Raw genomic sequence first — 18,901 nt, 5'->3', positions numbered from 1 at the left:
GGTCGTGTTACGGGAATGAGAAGGCGTCAACGGCGCGGGGCGGCCGGCTGCGGACTGGGGCGCAGCACCATCACCGGCACCGGCGCGGCGGACAGCACGTCCTGGGTGACGCTGCCGGCGAGCAGGCGCGACAGGCCGCGCCGGCCGTGCGAGCCCATGAAGATCAGGTCGCAGCCATGGCGTTCGGCCTGCTCCAGGATCGCGTCGCCGATCGCGTAGGCGATCGTGGCGACCGGCACGCAGTCGACGCCGGCGGCCTTCGCCGCTTCCGCCACGCGGGCGGCGTTGCGCGCGGCCCAGGCCTGCAGCGCGGCGTTCTCGGTGGCGGGGTCGATCGCCATGGCGCCCTCGATGGCGGCCGCCGGCGGGTAGGGCTGGCCGATGCACAGCGCCACGACGGTGCTGCCGTGGGCGCGGGCGAATTCGATGGCGGCGCGTTCGGCCTGCGCGGAGATGTCCGAACCGTCGGTCGGGACGAGGATGCGTGCGTACATGGGCGAGGGTTTCCTTTCTGATTCAGCGGTGGACCAGCACCGGGACGGTGCCGTGGACGAGGACCTTCTGGGTTTCGCTGCCGAGCAGCAGGCCGGCCAGGCCGCGGCGGCCGTGCGACGCCATCACGACCAGGTCGCAGCCGAGGCGCGCGGCCGTTTCCAGGATGGCTTCCCAGGGTTCGGCGGACACCACGTGTTCGACGCGCCAGGGCACCCCGGCGTCGCGCGCCGCCCGTTCCACGTCCGCCAGCGTCCTGCCCGCGCGTTCGGCGCTGCTGGCGGCGTAGCGCTCGGGCGTGTCCTCGAGCATGTCGACGTCGGTGCTGAAGACGCGGAACGGTGGCGTGACCGTGAGGCCGACGACCTCGGCGCCGAGGTCGCGGGCGAAGGCGACGCCCGCCTCGATGGCGCGACCGGAGGCCGCGGAGCCGTCGGTCGGCAACAGAATGCGCTTGTACATTGCGGCCCTCCTGGCAGCCCGGTGATGACGGGGCTAGGATGGCGAAAACGCCAGCCGCATTCCTTGATGTGAATCAAAAAGGCAATAGAAGATTGCCTTTAAGAAATATTTCAGGCAAAGCGGAAGCTGCCCTCGGCGACGGGCCGTCCCGCCGTCCCCACGCTGAACTGGCGCGCGCCGAGGTCGGCGCCCAGCACCAGCTCGCTGCCCAGCGCGGCCGGCGCCTTGAAGCGGCCGTCCAGCGCCACCACGCGCTGGCCGCTGGCCTGCTCCAGTTCGGCGCAGGCGCGCGCCAACGTGTGCATGCCGTGGATGATCGGCCGGCGCATGCCCATCAGGCGCGCCGACCAGGACCACAGGTGGATCGGGTTCCAGTCGCCGGACACGCGCGCATAGTCGCGTCCGCTCTTGCGCCCCAGCTGCCAGCGCGCCAGCACCGGCAGGCCGGCCTGTGCGCCGCGCTGCTGCCGGCGCGGCCCGCGCTGGCCGCGCACCAGCAGGTAGGTGCTGCGGCAGTGGAATACCTCGGCAGCGTCCTGGCTGGCGGTGGTTTCCAGGTCGGCGCACACGGCGCCGTGGTCGGTGGGCGGATGGATGTGGACGGTGGTCGCCAGCAGCAGCGGCGCGTCGCGCCGGGCGTTGCCGGTCACCTGGATGGCATTGGCCGTGTGCACGGTGCCGGGCAGGCGGAACGGGAAGGCGTCGTCGAGCATGGTGGCGACCTGCGCGCGCTGGGCCAGCAGGTACCAGTAGGTCAGCGGGATGCCTTCGTCGCGAAAGCCGAGCGCCTGGCGGTAGCGGCGCAGCTGGTTCGCGTCGAGTTGCTCGAGCAGGTAGTGGGTGCGCGGGGTGCGCTGGCCGTGGGTGCGGCGCGGGCGCTTGAACAGGGCGCGCAGCATCGTGGCGCCGTTGAGGGCGGGGAGGGGAAGCGGACTGTCCGTGGTCATGGGCGCGGGTCGGGTCTCTCGGTGCAAAACCCCATTGTGCCTGAAAGTTCATGTTGCTTTGCAACACTTCTGAATGTGGACTATACTCGATACCCGTGCAATTTGGCATAAAGAATCATTGCTTTATACGAGGATGGAATGAAGAAGCAGGTGTGGTTGCTGGTCGCGCTGTCGGCCGCGGGCGTGGCGTCGGCCCAGGAAACGGTGCGCATCGGGCATGCCGCCGCGATCACCGGTCCGGTGGCGCACTTCGGCAAGGATAGCGAGAACGGCGCGCGCATGGCGGTCGACGCCCTGAACGCGCGCGGCGCGACGGTCGGCGGCAGGAAGGTCACATGGGTGCTGGTGCCGGAAGACGACGGCGGCGATCCCAAGCAGGCGACGGCGGTGGCGCAGAAGCTGGCCGACGCGCGCGTCAATGCGGTGGTGGGCCACGAGACCTCGGGCACCACGATCCCGGCGTCGAAGATCTACTACGACGCGGGCATCCCGCAGATCTCGGCCTCGGCCACCAATCCGAAGTACACGCAGCAGGGGTTCAATACGACGTTCCGCGTGGTGGCCAACGACATCCAGCTGGGCCGCGGCCTGGCGCGCTACGCGGCCAGGACCATGGGCGCCAAGCGCGTCGCCGTGGTCGACGACCGCACCGCCTACGGCCAGGGCCTGGTCACGGAATTCGCCAACGGCCTGCGCCAGCAGGGCGTGAACGTGGTCGCGCGCGAGTTCACCAACGACAAGGCGACCGACTTCGCGGCGATCCTGACCCGCATCCGCGCCAGCAACCCGGACCTCGTGTTCTTCGGCGGCATGAACGCCGTGGCCGGCCCGATGCTGCGCCAGATGAAACAGCTCGGCATCAACGCGAAGATGATGGGCGGCGACGGCATCTGTTCGGACGAGATGCACAAGCTGTCCGGCGGCACGATGGCCGACGGCCAGGTGGTGTGCGCCGAGGCGGGCGGCGTGGAGGCCGCCGGCAAGGCCGGCATGGACCGCTTCCGCGCCGACTACCGCAAGCGCTTCGGCATCGACGTGCAGATCATCGCGCCGTATTCCTACGACGCCGTGATGGCGCTCGCCGCCGCGATGGACAAGGCCGGCTCGGCCGCGCCGGCGAAGTACCTGCCCGAACTGGCGAAGATCCAGTACAAGGGCGTGACCGGGAACATCGCGTTCGACCAGCGCGGCGACATCCGCGACGGCGTGCTGACCCTGTACACCTTCAAGGGCGGGCACCGTACCGCGATCGCGGTCACCAAGTGATCCGGCGGCCGGCGCCGCCGGCCGCGCCCTCCGGCGCCCCTCAGCGCCCTCCGGCGCCCCTTAGCGCGCGACGGCGTCCGGCGCGGCCGGCACCGACCCGCGCCCGGGCGCCAGCATGATGTCGTCGAGCAGCGCGCGCGCCGCCTTCAGTACCTGTTCGGAAACCTGGGGATTGCCCTTGGCGGTGCCGCGCGAGATCGCGATGCTGCCGATCATCGTGGCGACCACGACCATCGCACGGGCCAGCGCGTCGCCGTCCGGCGCGCCGCCGGGGCCGGCGCCATCCTTCGCGTTCTGGGCGATCTGGCGCTCGAACGCGCGCACCATCACCATGTAGCCTTCGGAGAAGCGGGTGCTGATCGCCTTGTCCTGGCGGCCGATCTCGCTGGCGGACGCCGCCATCGGGCAGCGGCCCGCGTAGTCGTCGCGCGCCTGCGCGGACAGGTAGCCGTCGAGGTAGGCGCCCAGGTCGGGCATGCCGTCGACGGTGCTGGAATACATGCGCAGGGCGGTCTGGTCGAAGCCGTACGACAGCGCCTCCAGCGCGAGTTCTTCCTTGGACTTGAAGTGGGCATACAGCGCGCCGTGCGTGAGGCCGGCTTCCTTGCTGATCTCCGCCACGCCGACGCCATCGATGCCGTGCTCGCGGAACAGCTTGCTCGCTGCACGTACCAGGGCGGCGCGATTTTCGGCCGCCTTTTCTTTGCTGATTCTCATGGCTTCGCCTGTCGGTAATTGGATGGCCGCATCGGGGTGGGGGAGACGGCCGTTATGATTGTGAGCGGTAGTATATCCGGTAGTGATTAGCACGCACGTAGCGAAATTATTGACACGACGCCGTGCGCGTCCGTCGCCGTCCGTGATGCTCGCCGCCAATTTTGGATTATACCCATCATGTCGGCGCGTGGCCCGGGGGGCGCCAGCGGGGAGGGGGCGCACGCCTGGCGGGCGCCCGCCGGCGCCGGACCTGCTATGCTGGCACCGGGGCGCCGCCCCGCCGGACCCCGCGCCGTTCACGCCGCTTCACGCCGCTTTCCAGGAGATCGACCCCATGCCGCCGACCGCTCCGCCGCCGACCGACCTGCGCCCGGACGCGCCGTTCTTCGTCGTCCTCAATGCCGGCTCGGGCCATGCCGAGACCGAGTTGCGCTGCTCGACCATCCGCGACGTCCTGCACGGCGCCGGCCGCGCCTGCGAGCTGGAAGTCGTGCACGACGCCGCCCGGCTCGAGGAGACGGCGCGGCGCATGGCGTCCCTGGCCGTCGCCCAGGGCGGGGTGCTGGTGGCCGCCGGCGGCGACGGCACGCTGAACACGGTGGCCCATGCCGCCGTGCAGGGCGGCTGCCCGTTCGGGGTGCTGCCGCAGGGGACGTTCAATTATTTCGGGCGCACCCACGGCATCCCCGAGGACCTGGCCGAGGCCGTGCATGCGCTGCTCGGCGCGCGCGTGCAGCCGGTGCAGGTAGGGATGGTCAACGAGCGCATCTTCCTAGTCAACGCCAGCGTGGGCCTGTATCCGCGCCTGCTGGAGGAGCGCGAGCACGACAAGCGCCAGTACGGGCGCTCGCGGGTGGTCGCGATCCTGTCGGCGCTGAAGACGGCGCTGCGCGGCCACCGCAACCTGCGCATCACGCTGGAGCTCGACGGCCGCACGCGGCGGCTGCGCACGCCGACGCTGTTCGTCGGGAACAACCGCCTGCAGATGGAACAGGTGGGCATGCGGCCGCTCGAGCTTGCGCTGGAGGCGGGGCAACTGGCGGCGATCGCGCCGCGCCCGGTGGGCAGGCTGCGCATGCTGGCGCTGCTGCTGCGCGGCGCGCTCGGGCGCCTGGGCGAGACGGACGACGTGGTGGCGTTCGCGTTCCGGACCATGACGGTGCGGGCGCCGCTGCTGTCGCGGCAGCGCGGCATGAAGGTCGCGACCGACGGCGAGGTCGACCGGCTCGCGCTGCCGCTGCGCTTTCGCGTGATCGACGACCGCCTGCACCTGCTGGTGCCGGACGCGGCGGCACGGCCGGAAGCCGGGCGCGCGGCGGCGGCGCGGGTGGCGTAGCGGCTGCCGTAGCGGGTGCCGTAGCGGCCGGCGCCGCCGCTCAGCCGGCCCGGTCCGCCGCGCCGTCCTGGCGCAGCAGCGCCTCCAGCTGCGCCAGCGGCATCGGCCGCGCCATCAGGTAGCCCTGCGCCTCGTCGCAAGCGGCGGCGCGCAGGAAGTCCAGCACCTCGACCGTCTCGACGCCCTCGGCCACCACCGCCATGCGCAGCGCGTGCGCCATGTCCACGAACGCCTTGACGAAGTCGAAGGCGCTGATGCGGCCGTCGTCCTGCAGCACGAAGGAGCGGTCCAGCTTGAGCACGTCGATCGGGAAGCGGCGCAGGTAGGCCAGCGAGGAATAGCCGGTGCCGAAGTCGTCGACGGCCAGCTTGACCCCCAGGCCCTGCAGTTCGGCCAGCATCGCCGCCGTGCGGTCCATGTCCTCGATCAGGGCGCTCTCGGTCAGTTCCAGTTCCAGGCAATGCGGCGCCAGCCCGCTGGCGGCGAGCTGGTCGCGCACGTCGCCGACGAAGCCCGGCAGCGCGAGCTGGCGCGCCGACACGTTGACGGACACCCGGATCGGCCGGCCGTGGCGCTCGACCAGGCGCCGGGTCTGGCGGCAGGCCTCGCCCAGCACCCAGCGCCCGATGTCGACGATCATGCCGGTCTCCTCGGCGATCCCGATGAATTCGCCCGGGCCGATGCACCCCAGGTCGGGATGGTTCCAGCGCACCAGCGCCTCCATCCCGACGATGGCCATGGTGCGCAGGTCGACGCGCGGCTGGTAGTGCAGCACGAATTCGGCGCGCGCCAGCGCTGGCCGCAGCGCCAGTTCGAGCGCCATGCGCGCCCGGGTCGCGAGCGTCATGCCCGGTTCGAACAGGCAGTAGCGGTTGCGGCCGGCGCCCTTGGCGCGGTACATCGCGGTGTCGGCCGCCTGGAACAGGCCTTCGCGGGTGGCGGCATCCTGCGGGTAGACGGCGATGCCGATCGACGCGCCGATGATCACGTCCTGGTCGCCCACGCGCACCGGCGCGGCCAGCGCATCGAGCAGGCGCGCGGCGATCGCCGCGACGGCGTCGGCGGCGCCGCCGCCGGCCGACGGCGGCAGGCCGGGCGCCGCCACCACGAATTCGTCGCCGCCCAGGCGCGCGATGACGTCGTGCGGGCGCAGCGCCGCGCGCAGGCGCGCCGCCACCGCGCACAGCAGGGCGTCGCCCAGGTCGTGGCCGAACGCGTCGTTGACTTCCTTGAAGCGGTCGAGGTCCAGGAACAGCACGGCCACGCGGCCGTCCGCCGGGCAGGCGTCGAGCATGCGCTGGACCCGCTCGTGCAGCAGCGCGCGGTTGGGCAGGCCGGTCAGCGTGTCGTGCGTGGCCAGTTCGCGCAGGCGGCTCTCGGCGTGCTTGCGCGCGGTGATGTCGGTCATCAGGCCGGTGACGCAGGCGAGCCGTCCCTCTGGGTCGCGCTGCACGCTGCCGTTGAACAGCACGTGCACGGGGGCGCCGCCGGCATGGAGCAGCGTGGCCTCGACGCCGCGCAGGGTGGCCGTGCCGGCCGCGTCGGCGTCGGCGCCTTCCCACGGCGCGCACACGAAGAGATCGGCCACCGCGCTGCCGACGAGTTCCTCGCGCGTGCGTCCGCACAGGCGCCGCAGCGACGGGTTGACGTCGAGGATCGCGCCGTCCGCGCCGGCGCGCACATAGCCCGACGGCGTCATCTCGATCACCTCGCGGAAGCGCCGCTCGCTGTCGCGCAGCTGGCGCTCGGCCTCCTCGCGCGCGGTCAGGTCGCGCACGATGGCCTGGAAGCAGGCCGGGCCGCCGTCCTCGAAGCGCGACACGTGCACTTCGGCCGGGAACGCGCTGCCGTCGCGGCGCCGCAGGCGCGTGCGCAGCAGACGGGTGGCGCCGCGGCGCAGGTCGCGCAGCAACTGCCCGTCGTACGCGAAGCCCCCGTCGATCGCGGCCACCGGCATGCCGATGAATTCCGCCTGCGCGTAGCCGAAGTGGGCGCAGGCGCGGTCGTTGACGGCGACCACGCGCAGCTCGGCGTCGGCGATCACGATGCTGTCGCCGGCCTGCTGGAACAGGCTGCGGTAGCGCTGCTCGCTGCGGCGCACGGCTTCGGCGGCCAGGCGCTGCCGGGTGATGTCGTGGAAGTACACGGACAGCCCGTCCGGACCCGGATACGCGCGCACCTCCACCCAGCGCCGCGACGGCGCCCACCATGCCTCGGTGGCGGCCGGACGGCTCCCGGCCATGGCGTCGCGGTAGAACTGCAGCAGTGGCGTGCCCTCCAGGGCGGGCACGAGTGCCAGCAGCGGCCTGCCGAGGCTGGGCGCGATCTCCAGGCCGACGAATTCGGCGGCCTTGCGGTTGGCATAGGTGACGCGCCAGTCGCGGTCGAGGGCGAAGAAGGCGTCGCCGATGCTGTCCAGGATCGCGTCCATGCGCGAGCGCGACGTGGCCAGCTCGTCGAGCGCGCGGCGGTGTTCGGTGATGTCGCGCGCCGTCGCGTACATGACGCCGCCGTCGGCCGACCAGCGCGCCGAGATCGACAGCAGGACCGCGCCGCCGTCGCGCCGCAGGCAGCGCAGCGCGTGGTCGCGGCACGGCGCGCCGGCGCGGCTGGCGGCGAGCAGGCCGGGGAGCGCGGCGCGGTCGTCGGGGTGCACGAAGTCGTGCGCGGCCCGGCCGGCCAGCTCGTGCGGCGCATGGCCGAGGAGTTCGCGCGCGGCCGCGTTGACGCGCAGGATCCGGCCGGACGGGTCGAGCGCGACCATCAGGTCGAACGCGTGGTCGATGTGGTCGCCAAGGTCGCCATGGCCGACGTGGCCGACGTGGCCGACGTGCTCCTCGTGGCGCGGCGGCGTGGGGGCAGTCGTGCCTGCCGGGGTGCTGTTTGGCGTGATCGTGTGAGGGTCCTGCGCGTTCATCATCCTGTTCCAGTCGGGGCCGGGAATGCGGCTGCGCGGGTCCTCGGCGGGCGGCGCGATTATAACAATTCTCCAGGGCAACTATTCAACGAAGATGTATAAATGCAACATTCCTGGTATGGCCTTGCCTGGGCCGCCGGCCTGTGCTTGGTGCCGGCGCCGGCGCGGCCGCCGTGGCACGCGGTCCCGGCCGGCCGGCGTGGCGGCCGCGCGCGGTTTCCCTTGTCGGTTGCCGCCGGAACGTGGATGATGGGGGCGGCCACGGCACGCGTGCCGCGCGGTGCGGCATTGACAAGATTGCCAATCCGTGGCGCAATCGCGGGTCCGGCCGCGAGGCAGCCGCTAACCGAAACGAGGACGATGAACCGAGCAACGGCAGGGAAGATGAGGGGGACGGGCAGGACCACGCTGGAAGAGGTGGCCGCCCACGCCGGCGTATCGACGATGACGGCGTCGCGCGCGTTGAGCCAGCCGCGGCTGGTGTCGGATGCGACCCGGGCCAAGGTGGAGCTGGCGGTGGCCGAACTGGGCTACGTGCCCAACCGGGCGGCGCGCGCGCTGGCGTCGGCGCAGTCGCGCGTCATCGTCGCGCTGGTGCCGTCCCTGTCGAACGTCGTGTTCACGGCCGTGCTGGACGGCATCCAGGATGCGCTGGCCGCGGGCGACTACCAGCTCCTGATCGGCAATACGCGCTATTCGGACGCCGAAGAAGAGAAGCTGCTGCGCACCTACCTGCAGTCGAATCCGGACGGCATCCTGCTGTCCTCCCTGAGCCACAGCCCCGAAGTGGCGCGCATGCTGGCCGCCTCGCGCGTGCCGGCCGTCTCGATGATGGACCTGGCGGACGAGGCCGACGTCGACCGGATGTCGGTCGGCTTTTCCCAGCTCGACGCCGGCGGCGCGCTCACCCGCCACCTGCTGGGGCGCGGCTACCGGCGCATCGCCTTCATCGGCGCCCAGCTGGACGAGCGCACCTTGCGCCGCGCCGACGGCTACCGCCAGGCGATGCGCGCGGCCGGCCTGGCCGACCCGCGCCTGGAGATCATGACGCCGGAACCGTCGACGATCGCGCTGGGCGCCGAACTGATGCGCCAGGCGCTGGAGACGCTGCCCGACTGCGACGCCGTGTTCTGCTGCAACGACGACCTTGCGCACGGCGCCATCTATTACTGCCAGCGCCATGCGGTGCGCGTGCCGCAGGACGTGGCGATCGCCGGCTTCAACGACCTGCCGGCATCGGCCTGGATGGTGCCGTCGCTGACGACGGTCGACACGCCGCGCTACCGCATCGGCTACGAGGCGGCCACGCTGCTGCTGGACGTGGTGGGCGGGCGCGTGCCGCGCGCCACGCGGGTCGACCTGGGCTTCACGCTGCGCGAGCGCGAGAGCGCGTGAGCGGACCATCGGCGATCCACCTGGGGGCTTTACTTTTTCGTTGGAAACGTTACACTCATACCATTGATTGTTAGCGCTACCAGCCGCGTGTGCGCGCCGGGCGCTGGCGCTGTCAATGTCTCCTCTTCGGGCCGGGCACGTGGGTGCATCGGCCTTTTTTTTGGTCGTCGCGCACCGTCAGGCCTGCACGCTCCACGCCACGAGCCTTGCCACCAGCGGGCGCACGGCCAGGATGCAGACGAACGCGGCCGGCATGGCGATGCGGTATGCATTCATCACATTTGCCAGGTAATCGCCGTGCATGCCAAACTCGGCGTAGGTGATCACGAGGCACATCAGGAAGGACATGATCGGCGCCATGTATAGCGCGAATACATAGGGCGCGAGCGATTTGGGCAACCTGCGGGCGGTGGGTGGGGCGTGGTGCGTCGGCATGGGCGAAGTCCTCGGTGCGGGTAAAGGAAGGAATGCGCAGGCTACCAGTGGCCGATGTGCGTTGCCAGTGGGGCGGGACTTGATGCATCATGAAGCCAATCTTACGAATCGACCCAGCCATGCCATGAACATCGTCGGCGCCATCAGCAGCTTCGTGCACGTCGTCGAAGCCGGCTCCATCGCGGCGGCGGCGCGTTCGCTCGGAATCAGCCCGGCGGCGGTCAGCCAGAACGTCGCGCGCCTGGAGGCGCACCTGGCGACGCGCCTGCTCACGCGGACCACGCGGCGCCTGGCGCTGACCGAGGCCGGCACGCGCTATTACGAGCGGGTCCGGCACATCCCGCGCGAACTGGACCTCGCGCGCCAGGCAGTGGCACCGGGAATGGACCTGCAGGACAGCCTGCGCATCGCGACCACCCCGGCCTTCGGGCGCCATGTGCTGGCGCCGCTGCTGCCGGCGTTCAAGGCGCGCTACCCGGGACTGCGCATCGAAGTCATCGGCGCGGACCGCCGCGTCGACCACGTCCAGGAACGGATCGACGTCAGCATCCGCATCCAGGCGCAGCTGGCCGACGGCCTGGTGGCCCGCGAGATCGCCGCGCGTCCCTTCATGATCTGCGCCGCGCCGGCCTATCTGGAGCGCGCCGGCACGCCGGCGACGCCGGAACAGTTGCGCCACCATGCCTGCCTCGTCCTGCGCTACCCGACCGACGGCCGGTTCCTGCCCTGGGGCTTCGTGCGCGACGGCGAGCGCTTCGACGCTCCCGTCAACGCGGACTTCATCAGCGACGACGTCGACGTGCTGGCCCAGCTGGCGGTGCATGGCGCCGGGGTCGCCCGGCTCGCGAGCTTCGTCGCCGCGCCGCTCATCGCGCAGGGGCGGCTGGTGGCGCTGTTCGACGGCGGCGGCGCAGCGGGGCCGCAGACCGTGCCGGAGCCGATGCGCATCTACGCCTGCGTGACCGACCGCGCGGCGCTCACGCCCAAGGTGCGCGCCTTCATCGATTACCTGGGCGCGCAGCTGGGTCAAGTCGGTCCGCACGGGGAGTGACGACGGGGTGACGGTGCAGCCCCGTTTTTTCGCAGCAAACCCTCCACGATTCCTGATCTGTCTCCGTATAAAGTCAAGCTACAATTTGCTTGTCGTCAACATCTTGCGTGACGGCCCGGCAGGTGTGCCGGCGAACTCGACTGGAAAGGACATCGTCATGCATCGCGCGCCATGGAAGGCCATCGCTATCGTCATCCTCCTCCTGCTGATGTGGGCGCTGGCGCCGTTCGCGGCCGTGCCGGCCGGCTACCGCGGCGTGATGACCACGTTCGGCAGCCCCAGCGACCGGATACTGAGCGAGGGGCTGCACTTGCGGATCCCGATCGCGCAGAAGCTCAACCTGGTCAACGTGTCGATCCAGAAGGGCGAGGGGGAGGGCGACGCCGCCTCGCGCGACCTGCAGACCGTGCATACGCGCGTGGCGCTGAACTACCACGTCAGGCCGGACGGCGCCGTGACGGTATTCCGCGACCTGGGCAACGAACCGGGGCCGCGCATCATCATCCCGGCCGTGCAGGAAGCCGTGAAGGCCGTCACCGCGCGCTTCACCGCCGAGGAACTGGTAGCCAAGCGCACCGACGTGCGCGACCAGATCGTGGCGCAGCTGCGCGAGCGCCTGGCCCGGCACGGCATCGTGGTCGACGAGTTCTCCATCGTGAACTTCAATTTCTCGAAGTCGTTCAACGACGCGATCGAGGCCAAGACCACGGCCGAGCAGCTCAAGCTGAAGGCGGAACGCGACCTGCAGCGCATCGAGGTCGAGGCGCGCCAGCGCGTGGCGCAGGCCCGCGCCGAGGCGGAATCGCTGGCCATCCAGCGCCAGCAGGTGACGCCGGAACTGATCCGCCTGCGCGAGATGGAAAACCAGCGCATGGCCATCGAGAAGTGGGACGGCAAGCTGCCCAACGTGGCGGGTGGGGCGGTGCCGTTCATTAACGTGAAGTAGGCGTCGAGAGGGCCTTTCCCGTCCGAGGGGCTCGTGGTAGGGATGGTAGAATCGGCGCCTCCCTAAAGAGATCTTTTGAGTTACCGGAACCGAGCATGATCGAAAAAATCCTCATACAGAACTTCAAGTCACTGGCCGATGTGATGCTGGATTTTACGAAATTCACCTGCTTCGTCGGTATGAACGGCGCCGGAAAGTCCTCGATATTGCAGGCTCTGGATTTCGTTTCGCAGCAAATGCGCGGGGATATCTCGGGATGGCTCGAGCAGCGCGCTTGGGATAGCAAGGATCTTGGCCACAAGGGCGGCGCGGCGGCGCGCAGGTCCACCATGACGACGATGCAAGTGCATTACCGGCTTCGTGATGGACGGCAGGTTTTCTGGGTCGGTTTCTTTCATCGCGCCAGCCTGCAAATGGTGACGGAAAGCGCTGAGTTGCGTGGAGCGACGCAGGAGTTGTTACTGCGCACGGTTAGCGGGATCTATTATCTAAATGGCGCGAGCCATGAATCCACATTCAATTACCAGGGATCGATCCTCTCGCAACTGAAGGACGACCGGTTGCCCGCGCCGCTGCTCGAATTCCGCAATGCCATCGCAAACATCCAGTCACTGGAGCTGCTCTCGCCGGCGCTCCTGCGCAAGCGCTCGCGCGCGCAGGACAAGCACATCGGCGTCGGTGGCGAGAAACTGGCCGGTTTCCTGGATACGATTAAGGGCGACACCAAGGAAAAGCTGGTAGTGCTGCTGAAGACATTCTATCCTTCACTCGTCGATTTCCGGATCGCGACGGCAAAAGGCGGCTGGAAACGCCTGATCGTATCCGAGGAGCGCGCGCTGCCCGGCGAGCAAGGAATGGTGCATGTCGAAACGGGTGCGATGCATGTGAACGACGGCCTGCTGCGTATCCTCGCCATATTGGCGCAGATCGAAGCGAAGGATTTCGAGGTGTTGTTGCTCGATGAAGTCGAGGACGGTATCAATCCCGAAATCATGGAGCGGCTGGTGGACGTACTCGTGTCGGCGCGGGTGCAGGTCATCGTCACCACGCACAGTCCGATGGTGCTGAATTACCTGGAAGACGATATCGCCAGAGCGTCGGTACGGTTCGTCTACAAGAGCCCGGACGGCCAGACCCGCGTCCGTCCCTTCTTTGCGATACCGCGGATGGCGCAGAAGCTGCAGTTCATGGGACCCGGCGAGGCGTTCGTCGACACCGATCTCGTGATGCTTGCGGACGAATGCATCGAGATGGACGAACGCGAGGCGCAGTCCCGATGATCGTCTTGCTCAGCGGTGAAGGATCGTCCGACCTTGGCCAATGCAGCAATGCGCAGGGTGAGTGCCGCAGTCCGGAATTCGTCCACGGCCCCATGACGCTGCTGGTCGATCGTGTCGTCGGCGACAGATTGCAATATTCGCTGCTGGACGTTCCCGGATCCTACGTCTACCTTGCCGAGAAGCGCCTGCAGGAACGCGAGGAAGCGCGCCGGCAGGAGCGCAACAGGGTGTCTTTTGTCGGGAAGAAGCGTGGCCAGGAAACCGGCAATTTCTACATCAACGCCTGGATGCTCGGCGAAGAGGCGATCCGGTTGCGACAGAACACCGGTGACGATGTGATCGCCATCCTGTTCCGCGACTGCGACGGTACACGGTCGGCCGTGAAAGGCATATGGGACCAGAAGATGGCGGCGATCGCCGGAGGATTCGCGCGTTCCGGCCTTGGCGAGCTTGGCGTGCCGATGGTACCGAAACCCAAGTCAGAAGCATGGATGCTGTGCGCGGCGCGCCCGGTGCCCTATGTGAATTGCAGCGCACTCGAAGACCGCTCGGGCAATGACAATTCGCCCAGGAACCTGAAGGACGAATTGTCGGAGGCCCTGGGCGGAGGCTCGACGCGCCAGGACCAGGTGGATTGGCTGGAAGCGCACGGATTCGACCAGGCGGCCGTCGCCGCGCAGATGTCGAGTTTTGGGGCGTTCAAGGGGCGCCTCGAAGCCGCGCTCGCCATTGTGATGGGCGGGCATCGCTGCGACTGACGCCTGTTTAGGGCACCGTCACTTCCACCCGATAGCTGCGCCCCGCCGCGACGCCGCCGATCCGGTTCCCGTCCAGCAGTACGGCGTCGCAGCGCACCTGCACGCGCTCCACGGCGCCGCGCGTGACGGTGACGTCGAAGCGCGCCCCGCGGAAATCGCGCTGGATGCGCATGCCCGGCCAGTGCGCCGGCAGTTGCGGATCCACGCGCAGGCCGTCGGCGTCGCCGCGCAAGCCGCACAGGCCCTCGATGATGCTGCGGTAGACCCAGGACACGGTGCCGGTGTTGAACAGCTGGCTCGAGCGCCCGGCCGTGCGCGGGTATTCCTTGTAGGCGCCGCGGTAGTAGTTAGGAATGAACACCGGCAGCTGGCCGCGCCGCAGGTAGTCGTCCATGTCGGGGCCGGGGATCATCCGGCGCAGCGCGTCCCAGGCGCGCTCGGTCTCGCCGATCGTGTACAGGCTGTAGATGTAGAACACCGAGGCGTGGTTGTAGACGGCCCCGTTCTCGGCCGACCCCGGATGCTTCTGCGTCACGCGGCCGACGTCCTCGCGCATGGCGCTGTACGGCGGCGCGAACATCTGCACGCCGTAGGGCGTGGCCAGTTGGGCGTCGACCTCGGCCAGCATGCGCGCGCGCTGCGCCGCGTCGGGCGCGCCGCTCAGGAAGGCCCAGCTCTGCGGGTTCAGGTAGATGCGGCCCTCGGCGTCGGCCTTCACGCCGAACACCACGTCGTCGTCGGTGATGCCGCGCGCGTACCAGTCGCCGTCCCACAGGTGGCGGTTGGCGGCGTCGTTCATCGCCTGCGCGCCGGCGCGGTAGTGCGCGCCGGCGGCCGCGTCGGCGCGCGCCGCGCACACGTCGGCCCACAGGTGCAGCGCATAGGCGGCGGCCACGGTCAGCCAGCCGGACACGCCGCGCCCCTTCCAGCCCACCATGTTCATCGGATCGCACCAGTCGCCCTGCTCGATGTAGGACAGGCCGCGCGCGTCGCGCCGGTGCAGCAGCCAGTCCATCGCGCGCGAGATGCGCTCGAAGGCGCTCAGCACGGCGCCGTCGCGGCCCGTCACCGGCGCGTCGAGGATGGCCATGTCGCCGGTCTCGTCCAGGTAGGCGCGCAGGCACACCGGCAGCCAGACGCAGTGGTCGGTGTGCGGCACCTGGTTGATGTACTTCAGCTCCGCGCCCTCGAACAGCAGGATCCCGTCCGGCATGGCGCCGTTTTCCTCCTGCTGCGACAGCGCGTGCAGGAAGGCCGCGCGCGCCACCTGGGGCTTGACGAAGGCCATGCCCATATTGTCCTGCAGGTAGTTGCGGGTCTGCGGATCGGTGCTCAGGCGGTTCACGTCGCCGTGGTAGAACACCTGGCGCGCCAGCCATTCGTTGACGAAGTTGTCGAAGGCGGCGTCGGGCGTCTCGATGCGCAGGCAGCCGGCGCCTTCCCGCATGTAGGCGGCGTAGTCGCGCGCGGCGGCCGCGAAGCCTTCCTCGTGCAGGTAGCGCGCGCGCATGGCGGCGATCTCGGCGTCGTCGCGCGCGGGGCCGAACAGGAAGCGGCGCACGGCCGTGGCGCCGGGGTCGAGCGCCAGGCGGTACTGGACGCAGGCGACCGGCGTCTCGTAGCGGGCGTCGCCGCCGGCCAGCCGGTCTGCGCGCAGGGCGCTCGGCGCATGCAGGCCGCCTTCGCCCTCGAACGCGGCCTGGCAGGCTTCCCAGGCGTCCGGCGCCTGCTCGCACAGCAGGTAGGTCTTGTCCTTGAAATCCTTGTTCTTGAAGTAGTCCTGCAGCTTCTGGTAGGGCGTCACGCTGGAAGCGACGATGCCCTGCAGGTCCGGTCGGTACTCGGCCGACTGGTTCATCCACGACATGTAGCCGACGGTGAAGTAGGGATAGACGGACAGGCGGCGCGCCCGGCCCGACAGGTTCTCGACCTCCAGCGTCCACAGCTCGGCGACGTCGTCGGTCGGCAGCGCCAGGCGCAGGCGGATGCGCACGCCGAGCGCTTCCACGGTCCAGGCCAGGTCGGTGCGGCCCACCGAGAAGGCGAAGCGGTCCGGCGCGGCGCGCACCGGCTCGTGCGGCGCCGAGAAGACCTCGCCGGTGTCCTCGTCCTTGACGTAGACGAAGCGGCCCGGGTGGTGCGCATAGTATGCCTGTTCCGGCTGCATGAAGGTCCTGGCTTCCAGGTTCGGCGCGTGCGAGTACTTGGCCGGTTCCGGCTGCATGAACTGGGCGGTGGCGTAGCCGCGGCAGGTTAGCTGGATCATCATGCGGCGGTTCCACAGGAAGCCGCCGGCCTGGGGCATGGCGGTGGGGCTGGACAGTTCGTAGCGGGCGCCGTCGTCGGTCGGTTGGAGCATGGTGGTTTCCTTCAGTCTTTCCGTTCTTGTTCCGGGGTGGTGCGGTTGTCGCGCGCGGCCAGGTCGGCGCCGATGCGCGCCAGCTTGGCGGCGTCCAGGTCGTAGCGGCACATCACGAGCGCCGCGGCGGCGGCGAACGCCGCCGGGATCAGGGACATCAGCCACAGGATGCCGCCGCTGGAGGCTTCGTCCTGGACCGCGTTCGGCACGTAGCCCAGCGCGGCGAAGATGGTGCCGATGGTGGCGACGGCCAGCGCCGTGCCCAGCTTCTGCGCGAAGGTGGCGGCGGCGAAGGTCATGGCGGTGGCGCGCCGCCCCGTCTTCCAGGCGTTGTAGTCGGCGGCGTCGGCCAGCATGGCGAAGGTCAGCGGCGACTTCGGGCCGAGCGCGAAGCCCAGGCAGCCCTGCAGCACGAACAGCAGCCAGATCTGGGTCGGCGGCACGAAGTAGAAGGCGGCCGACAGGACCGCCGTGATCGACATCAGGCCGATCATCAGCGGTTTCTTGTCGAAGCGCCGGGTCAGCAGCGGCGTGGCGGCGGCGCCGGCGGCGGCCGCGATCATGTAGGTCGGCACGAAGCTGGCCATCAGCTCCGGGCGGCCGACCACGTACTTGAAATAGTAGGCCGCGCTGGCGGTGCGCAGGGTGATCGTCACCATCACCACCAGCGCCAGGAAGAACAGCACCATCCACGGCCGGCTGGCGGCCAGGTCGCGCACGTCGCGCCAGACGTTGCTGCGCTGGGCCGGGGGCGGCGCCACGCGTTCGCGCGTGCCCAGGAAGGCGAACCCGAACAGCACGGTGGCGGCCACGCTCCAGGCCAGCATCGTCAGCTGCCAGCCACGCACCTCGTCGCCGGCGCCGATGGTCTTGACCAGCAGCGGCGTGGCGGCCGTCACCAGCGTGCTGCCGGCGAACGCGAACACGAAGCGCAGGCCGTTGAGCGTCGCGCGTTCCTGCGGGTCGGCCGACATCACGCCCGACAGCGCGTTGTACGGGATGTTCACGCAGGTGTAGCAGGCCATCATCAGGAAGTAGGTGCCGTAGGCCCAGGCCAGGCGGCCGTCGCCGTCCAGGCCGGGCGTCGTGTAGGTCAGCACGGCGGCGCCGGCCAGCGGCACGCTCATCCAGACCAGCCAGGGCCGGAACTTGCCGTAGCGGCTGCGCGTGCGGTCGGCGCAGGCGCCGATCAGCGGATCGGTGAAGGCGTTCAGCAGCTTCACCGCCGACATCATGCCGGCCGCGGCGGCGGGCTGCAGCCCGAACACGTCGGTGTAGAAGATCAGCAGGAACGTGGCGACGTTGGTCCAGTACAGGTTGAAACCCATGTCGGCGGCGCCGTAGGCGAAGCGCTCGCGCCAGCCCAGCCGGGCGGCGCTGGCGGCGCCTGCGGGCGGGGCAGCCTGCGAAGGTGCGGGTGCGGCGGGTGCGCGCGCGGCGGCGCGGGCCTGGTCTTGCGGCATGTCGTCTCCTGTCGTGGGTGTCGGCGAGGCTCTGCGGCCGTCTCTGATAGCGCTAACACCCGCTCGAGTATGCGCCAGACTTGCGCTTGCGTCAACTGCGGCCGCTGCCCGGGCCGCCCGCCGGACGCGACCCGGCCGGAAGGAGGATGCCGCGCGCCCGCGCAATCCGGTAGCATGGCCGGCACACGACGACGGCAGCGCCGTCCCCATCCACACCGCACAAGGAGAAGCGCATGGCAAAGGTACTGGTCCTCTATTATTCCACCTATGGTCACGTCGAGCAGATGGCGAACGCCGTCGCCGAAGGCGCGCGCGGCGCCGGGGCGACGGTCACGGTCAAGCGGGTGCCGGAGACGGTGCCCGAGGACGTCGCGCAGAAAGGCCACTTCAAGCTCGACCAGCAAGCGGCCGTCGCCACCGTCGACGAACTGCCCGACTACGACGCCATCGTGATCGGCGCGCCGACGCGCTACGGCCGCATGCCGTCGCAGATGGCGGCCTTCCTCGACCAGACCGGCGGCCTGTGGGCGCGCGGGGCGCTGAACGGCAAGGTCGGCGCCGCGTTCACGTCGACGGCCACCCAGCACGGCGGCCAGGAAGCGACGCTGCTCTCGATCATCGCCAACCTGCTGCACTTCGGGATGGTGGTGGTCGGCCTGCCGTACAGCTTCGCCGGCCAGATGACGCTCGACGAAATCGCCGGCGGCAGTCCCTACGGCGCCACCACCATCGCCGGCGGCCAGGGCCAGCGCCAGCCGAGCGCCATCGACCTGGACGGCGCGCGCCACCAGGGCGCGCTCGTCGCGCAGACGGCCGCCAAGCTGTTCGGCTGATCCGGCCCGCGGCGCGGCGCCCGGCCGGGGCGGGCGCCTTTTTATAGGCGCTGTTCGCGTTAATTGCGTCTCCTGTCCAGCCGCTTGCCGAACTGGACCGCTGCCCGGAGCAGCAGCGCCGGCGTCGTCAGCCGTTTGTCGTCCAGCACCCGCTGCCAGCCCGAGTAGTCGATCAGGTAGCGGCTGGCCACGCCGCGAAAGCGCAGCAGCCAGGTCTTGAAGCGGCTGTGCCAGCCGTTCACGT

General features: G+C 69.8%; 16 protein-coding genes and 1 pseudogene. 8 read left to right on the top strand and 9 right to left on the bottom strand.

Features of this window, described 5'->3' with window-relative positions; genetic code table 11:
• Positions 1-26: 26 nt before the first annotated feature.
• The 3 genes from QZ749_RS24120 to QZ749_RS24110 form a co-directional block, all read right to left on the bottom strand.
• Positions 27-494 (bottom strand): universal stress protein, encoded by a 468-nt coding sequence (locus QZ749_RS24120; protein ID WP_296952623.1) that lies wholly within the window; start codon positions 492-494, stop codon positions 27-29.
• 22 nt (positions 495-516) lie between these two features.
• Positions 517-954, bottom strand: a complete 438-nt coding sequence (locus QZ749_RS24115; RefSeq protein ID WP_296952620.1) for a universal stress protein — start codon at positions 952-954, stop codon at positions 517-519.
• 110 nt (positions 955-1,064) lie between these two features.
• On the bottom strand, positions 1,065-1,901 hold the full coding sequence (locus tag QZ749_RS24110) for a MaoC/PaaZ C-terminal domain-containing protein (protein WP_296952616.1): 837 nt from the start codon (positions 1,899-1,901) through the stop codon (positions 1,065-1,067).
• A gap of 138 nt (positions 1,902-2,039) precedes the next feature.
• Between QZ749_RS24110 and QZ749_RS24105 the strand changes: the two genes are divergently transcribed.
• Positions 2,040-3,167, top strand: a complete 1,128-nt coding sequence (locus QZ749_RS24105; protein ID WP_296952612.1) for a branched-chain amino acid ABC transporter substrate-binding protein — start codon at positions 2,040-2,042, stop codon at positions 3,165-3,167.
• 60 nt (positions 3,168-3,227) lie between these two features.
• Here the strand turns inward: QZ749_RS24105 and QZ749_RS24100 are convergent, their stop codons facing one another.
• Positions 3,228-3,884, bottom strand: coding sequence for a TetR/AcrR family transcriptional regulator (locus QZ749_RS24100; protein ID WP_296952606.1), 657 nt, complete (start codon positions 3,882-3,884; stop codon positions 3,228-3,230).
• A 334-nt stretch (positions 3,885-4,218) separates the two neighbouring features.
• Between QZ749_RS24100 and QZ749_RS24095 the strand changes: the two genes are divergently transcribed.
• Positions 4,219-5,220, top strand: coding sequence for a diacylglycerol kinase family protein (locus QZ749_RS24095; RefSeq protein ID WP_296952603.1), 1,002 nt, complete (start codon positions 4,219-4,221; stop codon positions 5,218-5,220).
• 40 nt (positions 5,221-5,260) lie between these two features.
• Here the strand turns inward: QZ749_RS24095 and QZ749_RS24090 are convergent, their stop codons facing one another.
• Positions 5,261-8,140 (bottom strand): EAL domain-containing protein, encoded by a 2,880-nt coding sequence (locus tag QZ749_RS24090; RefSeq protein ID WP_296952599.1) that lies wholly within the window; start codon positions 8,138-8,140, stop codon positions 5,261-5,263.
• A 357-nt stretch (positions 8,141-8,497) separates the two neighbouring features.
• Between QZ749_RS24090 and QZ749_RS24085 the strand changes: the two genes are divergently transcribed.
• Positions 8,498-9,532: a LacI family DNA-binding transcriptional regulator gene (locus QZ749_RS24085; protein WP_296952597.1), complete on the top strand. Its 1,035-nt coding sequence runs from the start codon at positions 8,498-8,500 to the stop codon at positions 9,530-9,532.
• A 177-nt stretch (positions 9,533-9,709) separates the two neighbouring features.
• Here QZ749_RS24085 and QZ749_RS24080 read toward each other — a convergent pair whose 3' ends face one another.
• Positions 9,710-9,967, bottom strand: coding sequence for a DUF2798 domain-containing protein (locus QZ749_RS24080; RefSeq protein WP_296952595.1), 258 nt, complete (start codon positions 9,965-9,967; stop codon positions 9,710-9,712).
• Between the two features lie 124 nt (positions 9,968-10,091).
• Between QZ749_RS24080 and QZ749_RS24075 the strand changes: the two genes are divergently transcribed.
• From QZ749_RS24075 to QZ749_RS24060, 4 genes are all read left to right on the top strand, one after another.
• Positions 10,092-11,018: a LysR family transcriptional regulator gene (locus QZ749_RS24075; protein WP_296952593.1), complete on the top strand. Its 927-nt coding sequence runs from the start codon at positions 10,092-10,094 to the stop codon at positions 11,016-11,018.
• Positions 11,019-11,175: 157 nt separating this feature from the next.
• Positions 11,176-11,964, top strand: a complete 789-nt coding sequence (locus tag QZ749_RS24070; protein ID WP_296952590.1) for a prohibitin family protein — start codon at positions 11,176-11,178, stop codon at positions 11,962-11,964.
• Between the two features lie 95 nt (positions 11,965-12,059).
• A complete protein-coding gene (locus QZ749_RS24065; protein WP_296952587.1) occupies positions 12,060-13,244 on the top strand; it encodes an AAA family ATPase in 1,185 nt (394 codons plus the stop codon).
• The gene (locus QZ749_RS24060) at positions 13,241-14,002 is read left to right on the top strand and encodes a hypothetical protein (protein WP_296952586.1); all 762 of its coding nucleotides are present in this window, start codon (positions 13,241-13,243) and stop codon (positions 14,000-14,002) included. Before QZ749_RS24065 ends, QZ749_RS24060 begins: the two co-directional genes overlap by 4 nt.
• A 7-nt stretch (positions 14,003-14,009) precedes the next feature.
• On the opposite strand, the gene QZ749_RS24055 is transcribed toward QZ749_RS24060, so the two are convergent.
• Both QZ749_RS24055 and QZ749_RS24050 read right to left on the bottom strand, forming a co-directional pair.
• Positions 14,010-16,361, bottom strand: coding sequence for a GH36-type glycosyl hydrolase domain-containing protein (locus tag QZ749_RS24055; protein WP_296952584.1), 2,352 nt, complete (start codon positions 16,359-16,361; stop codon positions 14,010-14,012).
• A gap of 11 nt (positions 16,362-16,372) precedes the next feature.
• Positions 16,373-17,824, bottom strand: coding sequence for an MFS transporter (locus QZ749_RS24050; protein WP_296952580.1), 1,452 nt, complete (start codon positions 17,822-17,824; stop codon positions 16,373-16,375).
• A gap of 233 nt (positions 17,825-18,057) precedes the next feature.
• On the opposite strand from QZ749_RS24050, the gene wrbA reads away from it, so the two are divergent.
• Positions 18,058-18,657, top strand: coding sequence for an NAD(P)H:quinone oxidoreductase (gene wrbA, locus QZ749_RS24045; protein ID WP_296952577.1), 600 nt, complete (start codon positions 18,058-18,060; stop codon positions 18,655-18,657).
• A gap of 59 nt (positions 18,658-18,716) precedes the next feature.
• Here wrbA and QZ749_RS24040 read toward each other — a convergent pair.
• Positions 18,717-18,901 (bottom strand): annotated as a pseudogene (locus QZ749_RS24040) (hypothetical protein); the annotation flags it as partial.

This window comes from uncultured Massilia sp., assembly GCF_913773735.1.
In the GTDB taxonomy this organism is placed as follows: domain Bacteria; phylum Pseudomonadota; class Gammaproteobacteria; order Burkholderiales; family Burkholderiaceae_D; genus Telluria.
This window is presented reverse-complemented; position numbering and strand designations above follow the sequence as displayed.

Bases quoted from the DNA above. Each gene is read 5' to 3' on its own strand.
- QZ749_RS24095 (WP_296952603.1), top strand. From the start codon at position 4,219: ATGCCGCCGACCGCTCCGCCGCCGACCGACCTGCGCCCGGACGCGCCG.
- QZ749_RS24055 (WP_296952584.1), bottom strand. From the start codon at position 16,361: ATGCTCCAACCGACCGACGACGGCGCCCGCTACGAACTGTCCAGCCCC.
- QZ749_RS24105 (WP_296952612.1), top strand. From the start codon at position 2,040: ATGAAGAAGCAGGTGTGGTTGCTGGTCGCGCTGTCGGCCGCGGGCGTG.
- QZ749_RS24110 (WP_296952616.1), bottom strand. From the start codon at position 1,901: ATGACCACGGACAGTCCGCTTCCCCTCCCCGCCCTCAACGGCGCCACG.
- QZ749_RS24085 (WP_296952597.1), top strand. From the start codon at position 8,498: ATGAACCGAGCAACGGCAGGGAAGATGAGGGGGACGGGCAGGACCACG.
- QZ749_RS24115 (WP_296952620.1), bottom strand. From the start codon at position 954: ATGTACAAGCGCATTCTGTTGCCGACCGACGGCTCCGCGGCCTCCGGT.
- QZ749_RS24080 (WP_296952595.1), bottom strand. From the start codon at position 9,967: ATGCCGACGCACCACGCCCCACCCACCGCCCGCAGGTTGCCCAAATCG.
- QZ749_RS24065 (WP_296952587.1), top strand. From the start codon at position 12,060: ATGATCGAAAAAATCCTCATACAGAACTTCAAGTCACTGGCCGATGTG.
- QZ749_RS24090 (WP_296952599.1), bottom strand. From the start codon at position 8,140: ATGATGAACGCGCAGGACCCTCACACGATCACGCCAAACAGCACCCCG.
- QZ749_RS24120 (WP_296952623.1), bottom strand. From the start codon at position 494: ATGTACGCACGCATCCTCGTCCCGACCGACGGTTCGGACATCTCCGCG.
- QZ749_RS24100 (WP_296952606.1), bottom strand. From the start codon at position 3,884: ATGAGAATCAGCAAAGAAAAGGCGGCCGAAAATCGCGCCGCCCTGGTA.
- QZ749_RS24060 (WP_296952586.1), top strand. From the start codon at position 13,241: ATGATCGTCTTGCTCAGCGGTGAAGGATCGTCCGACCTTGGCCAATGC.
- QZ749_RS24075 (WP_296952593.1), top strand. From the start codon at position 10,092: ATGAACATCGTCGGCGCCATCAGCAGCTTCGTGCACGTCGTCGAAGCC.
- wrbA (WP_296952577.1), top strand. From the start codon at position 18,058: ATGGCAAAGGTACTGGTCCTCTATTATTCCACCTATGGTCACGTCGAG.
- QZ749_RS24050 (WP_296952580.1), bottom strand. From the start codon at position 17,824: ATGCCGCAAGACCAGGCCCGCGCCGCCGCGCGCGCACCCGCCGCACCC.
- QZ749_RS24070 (WP_296952590.1), top strand. From the start codon at position 11,176: ATGCATCGCGCGCCATGGAAGGCCATCGCTATCGTCATCCTCCTCCTG.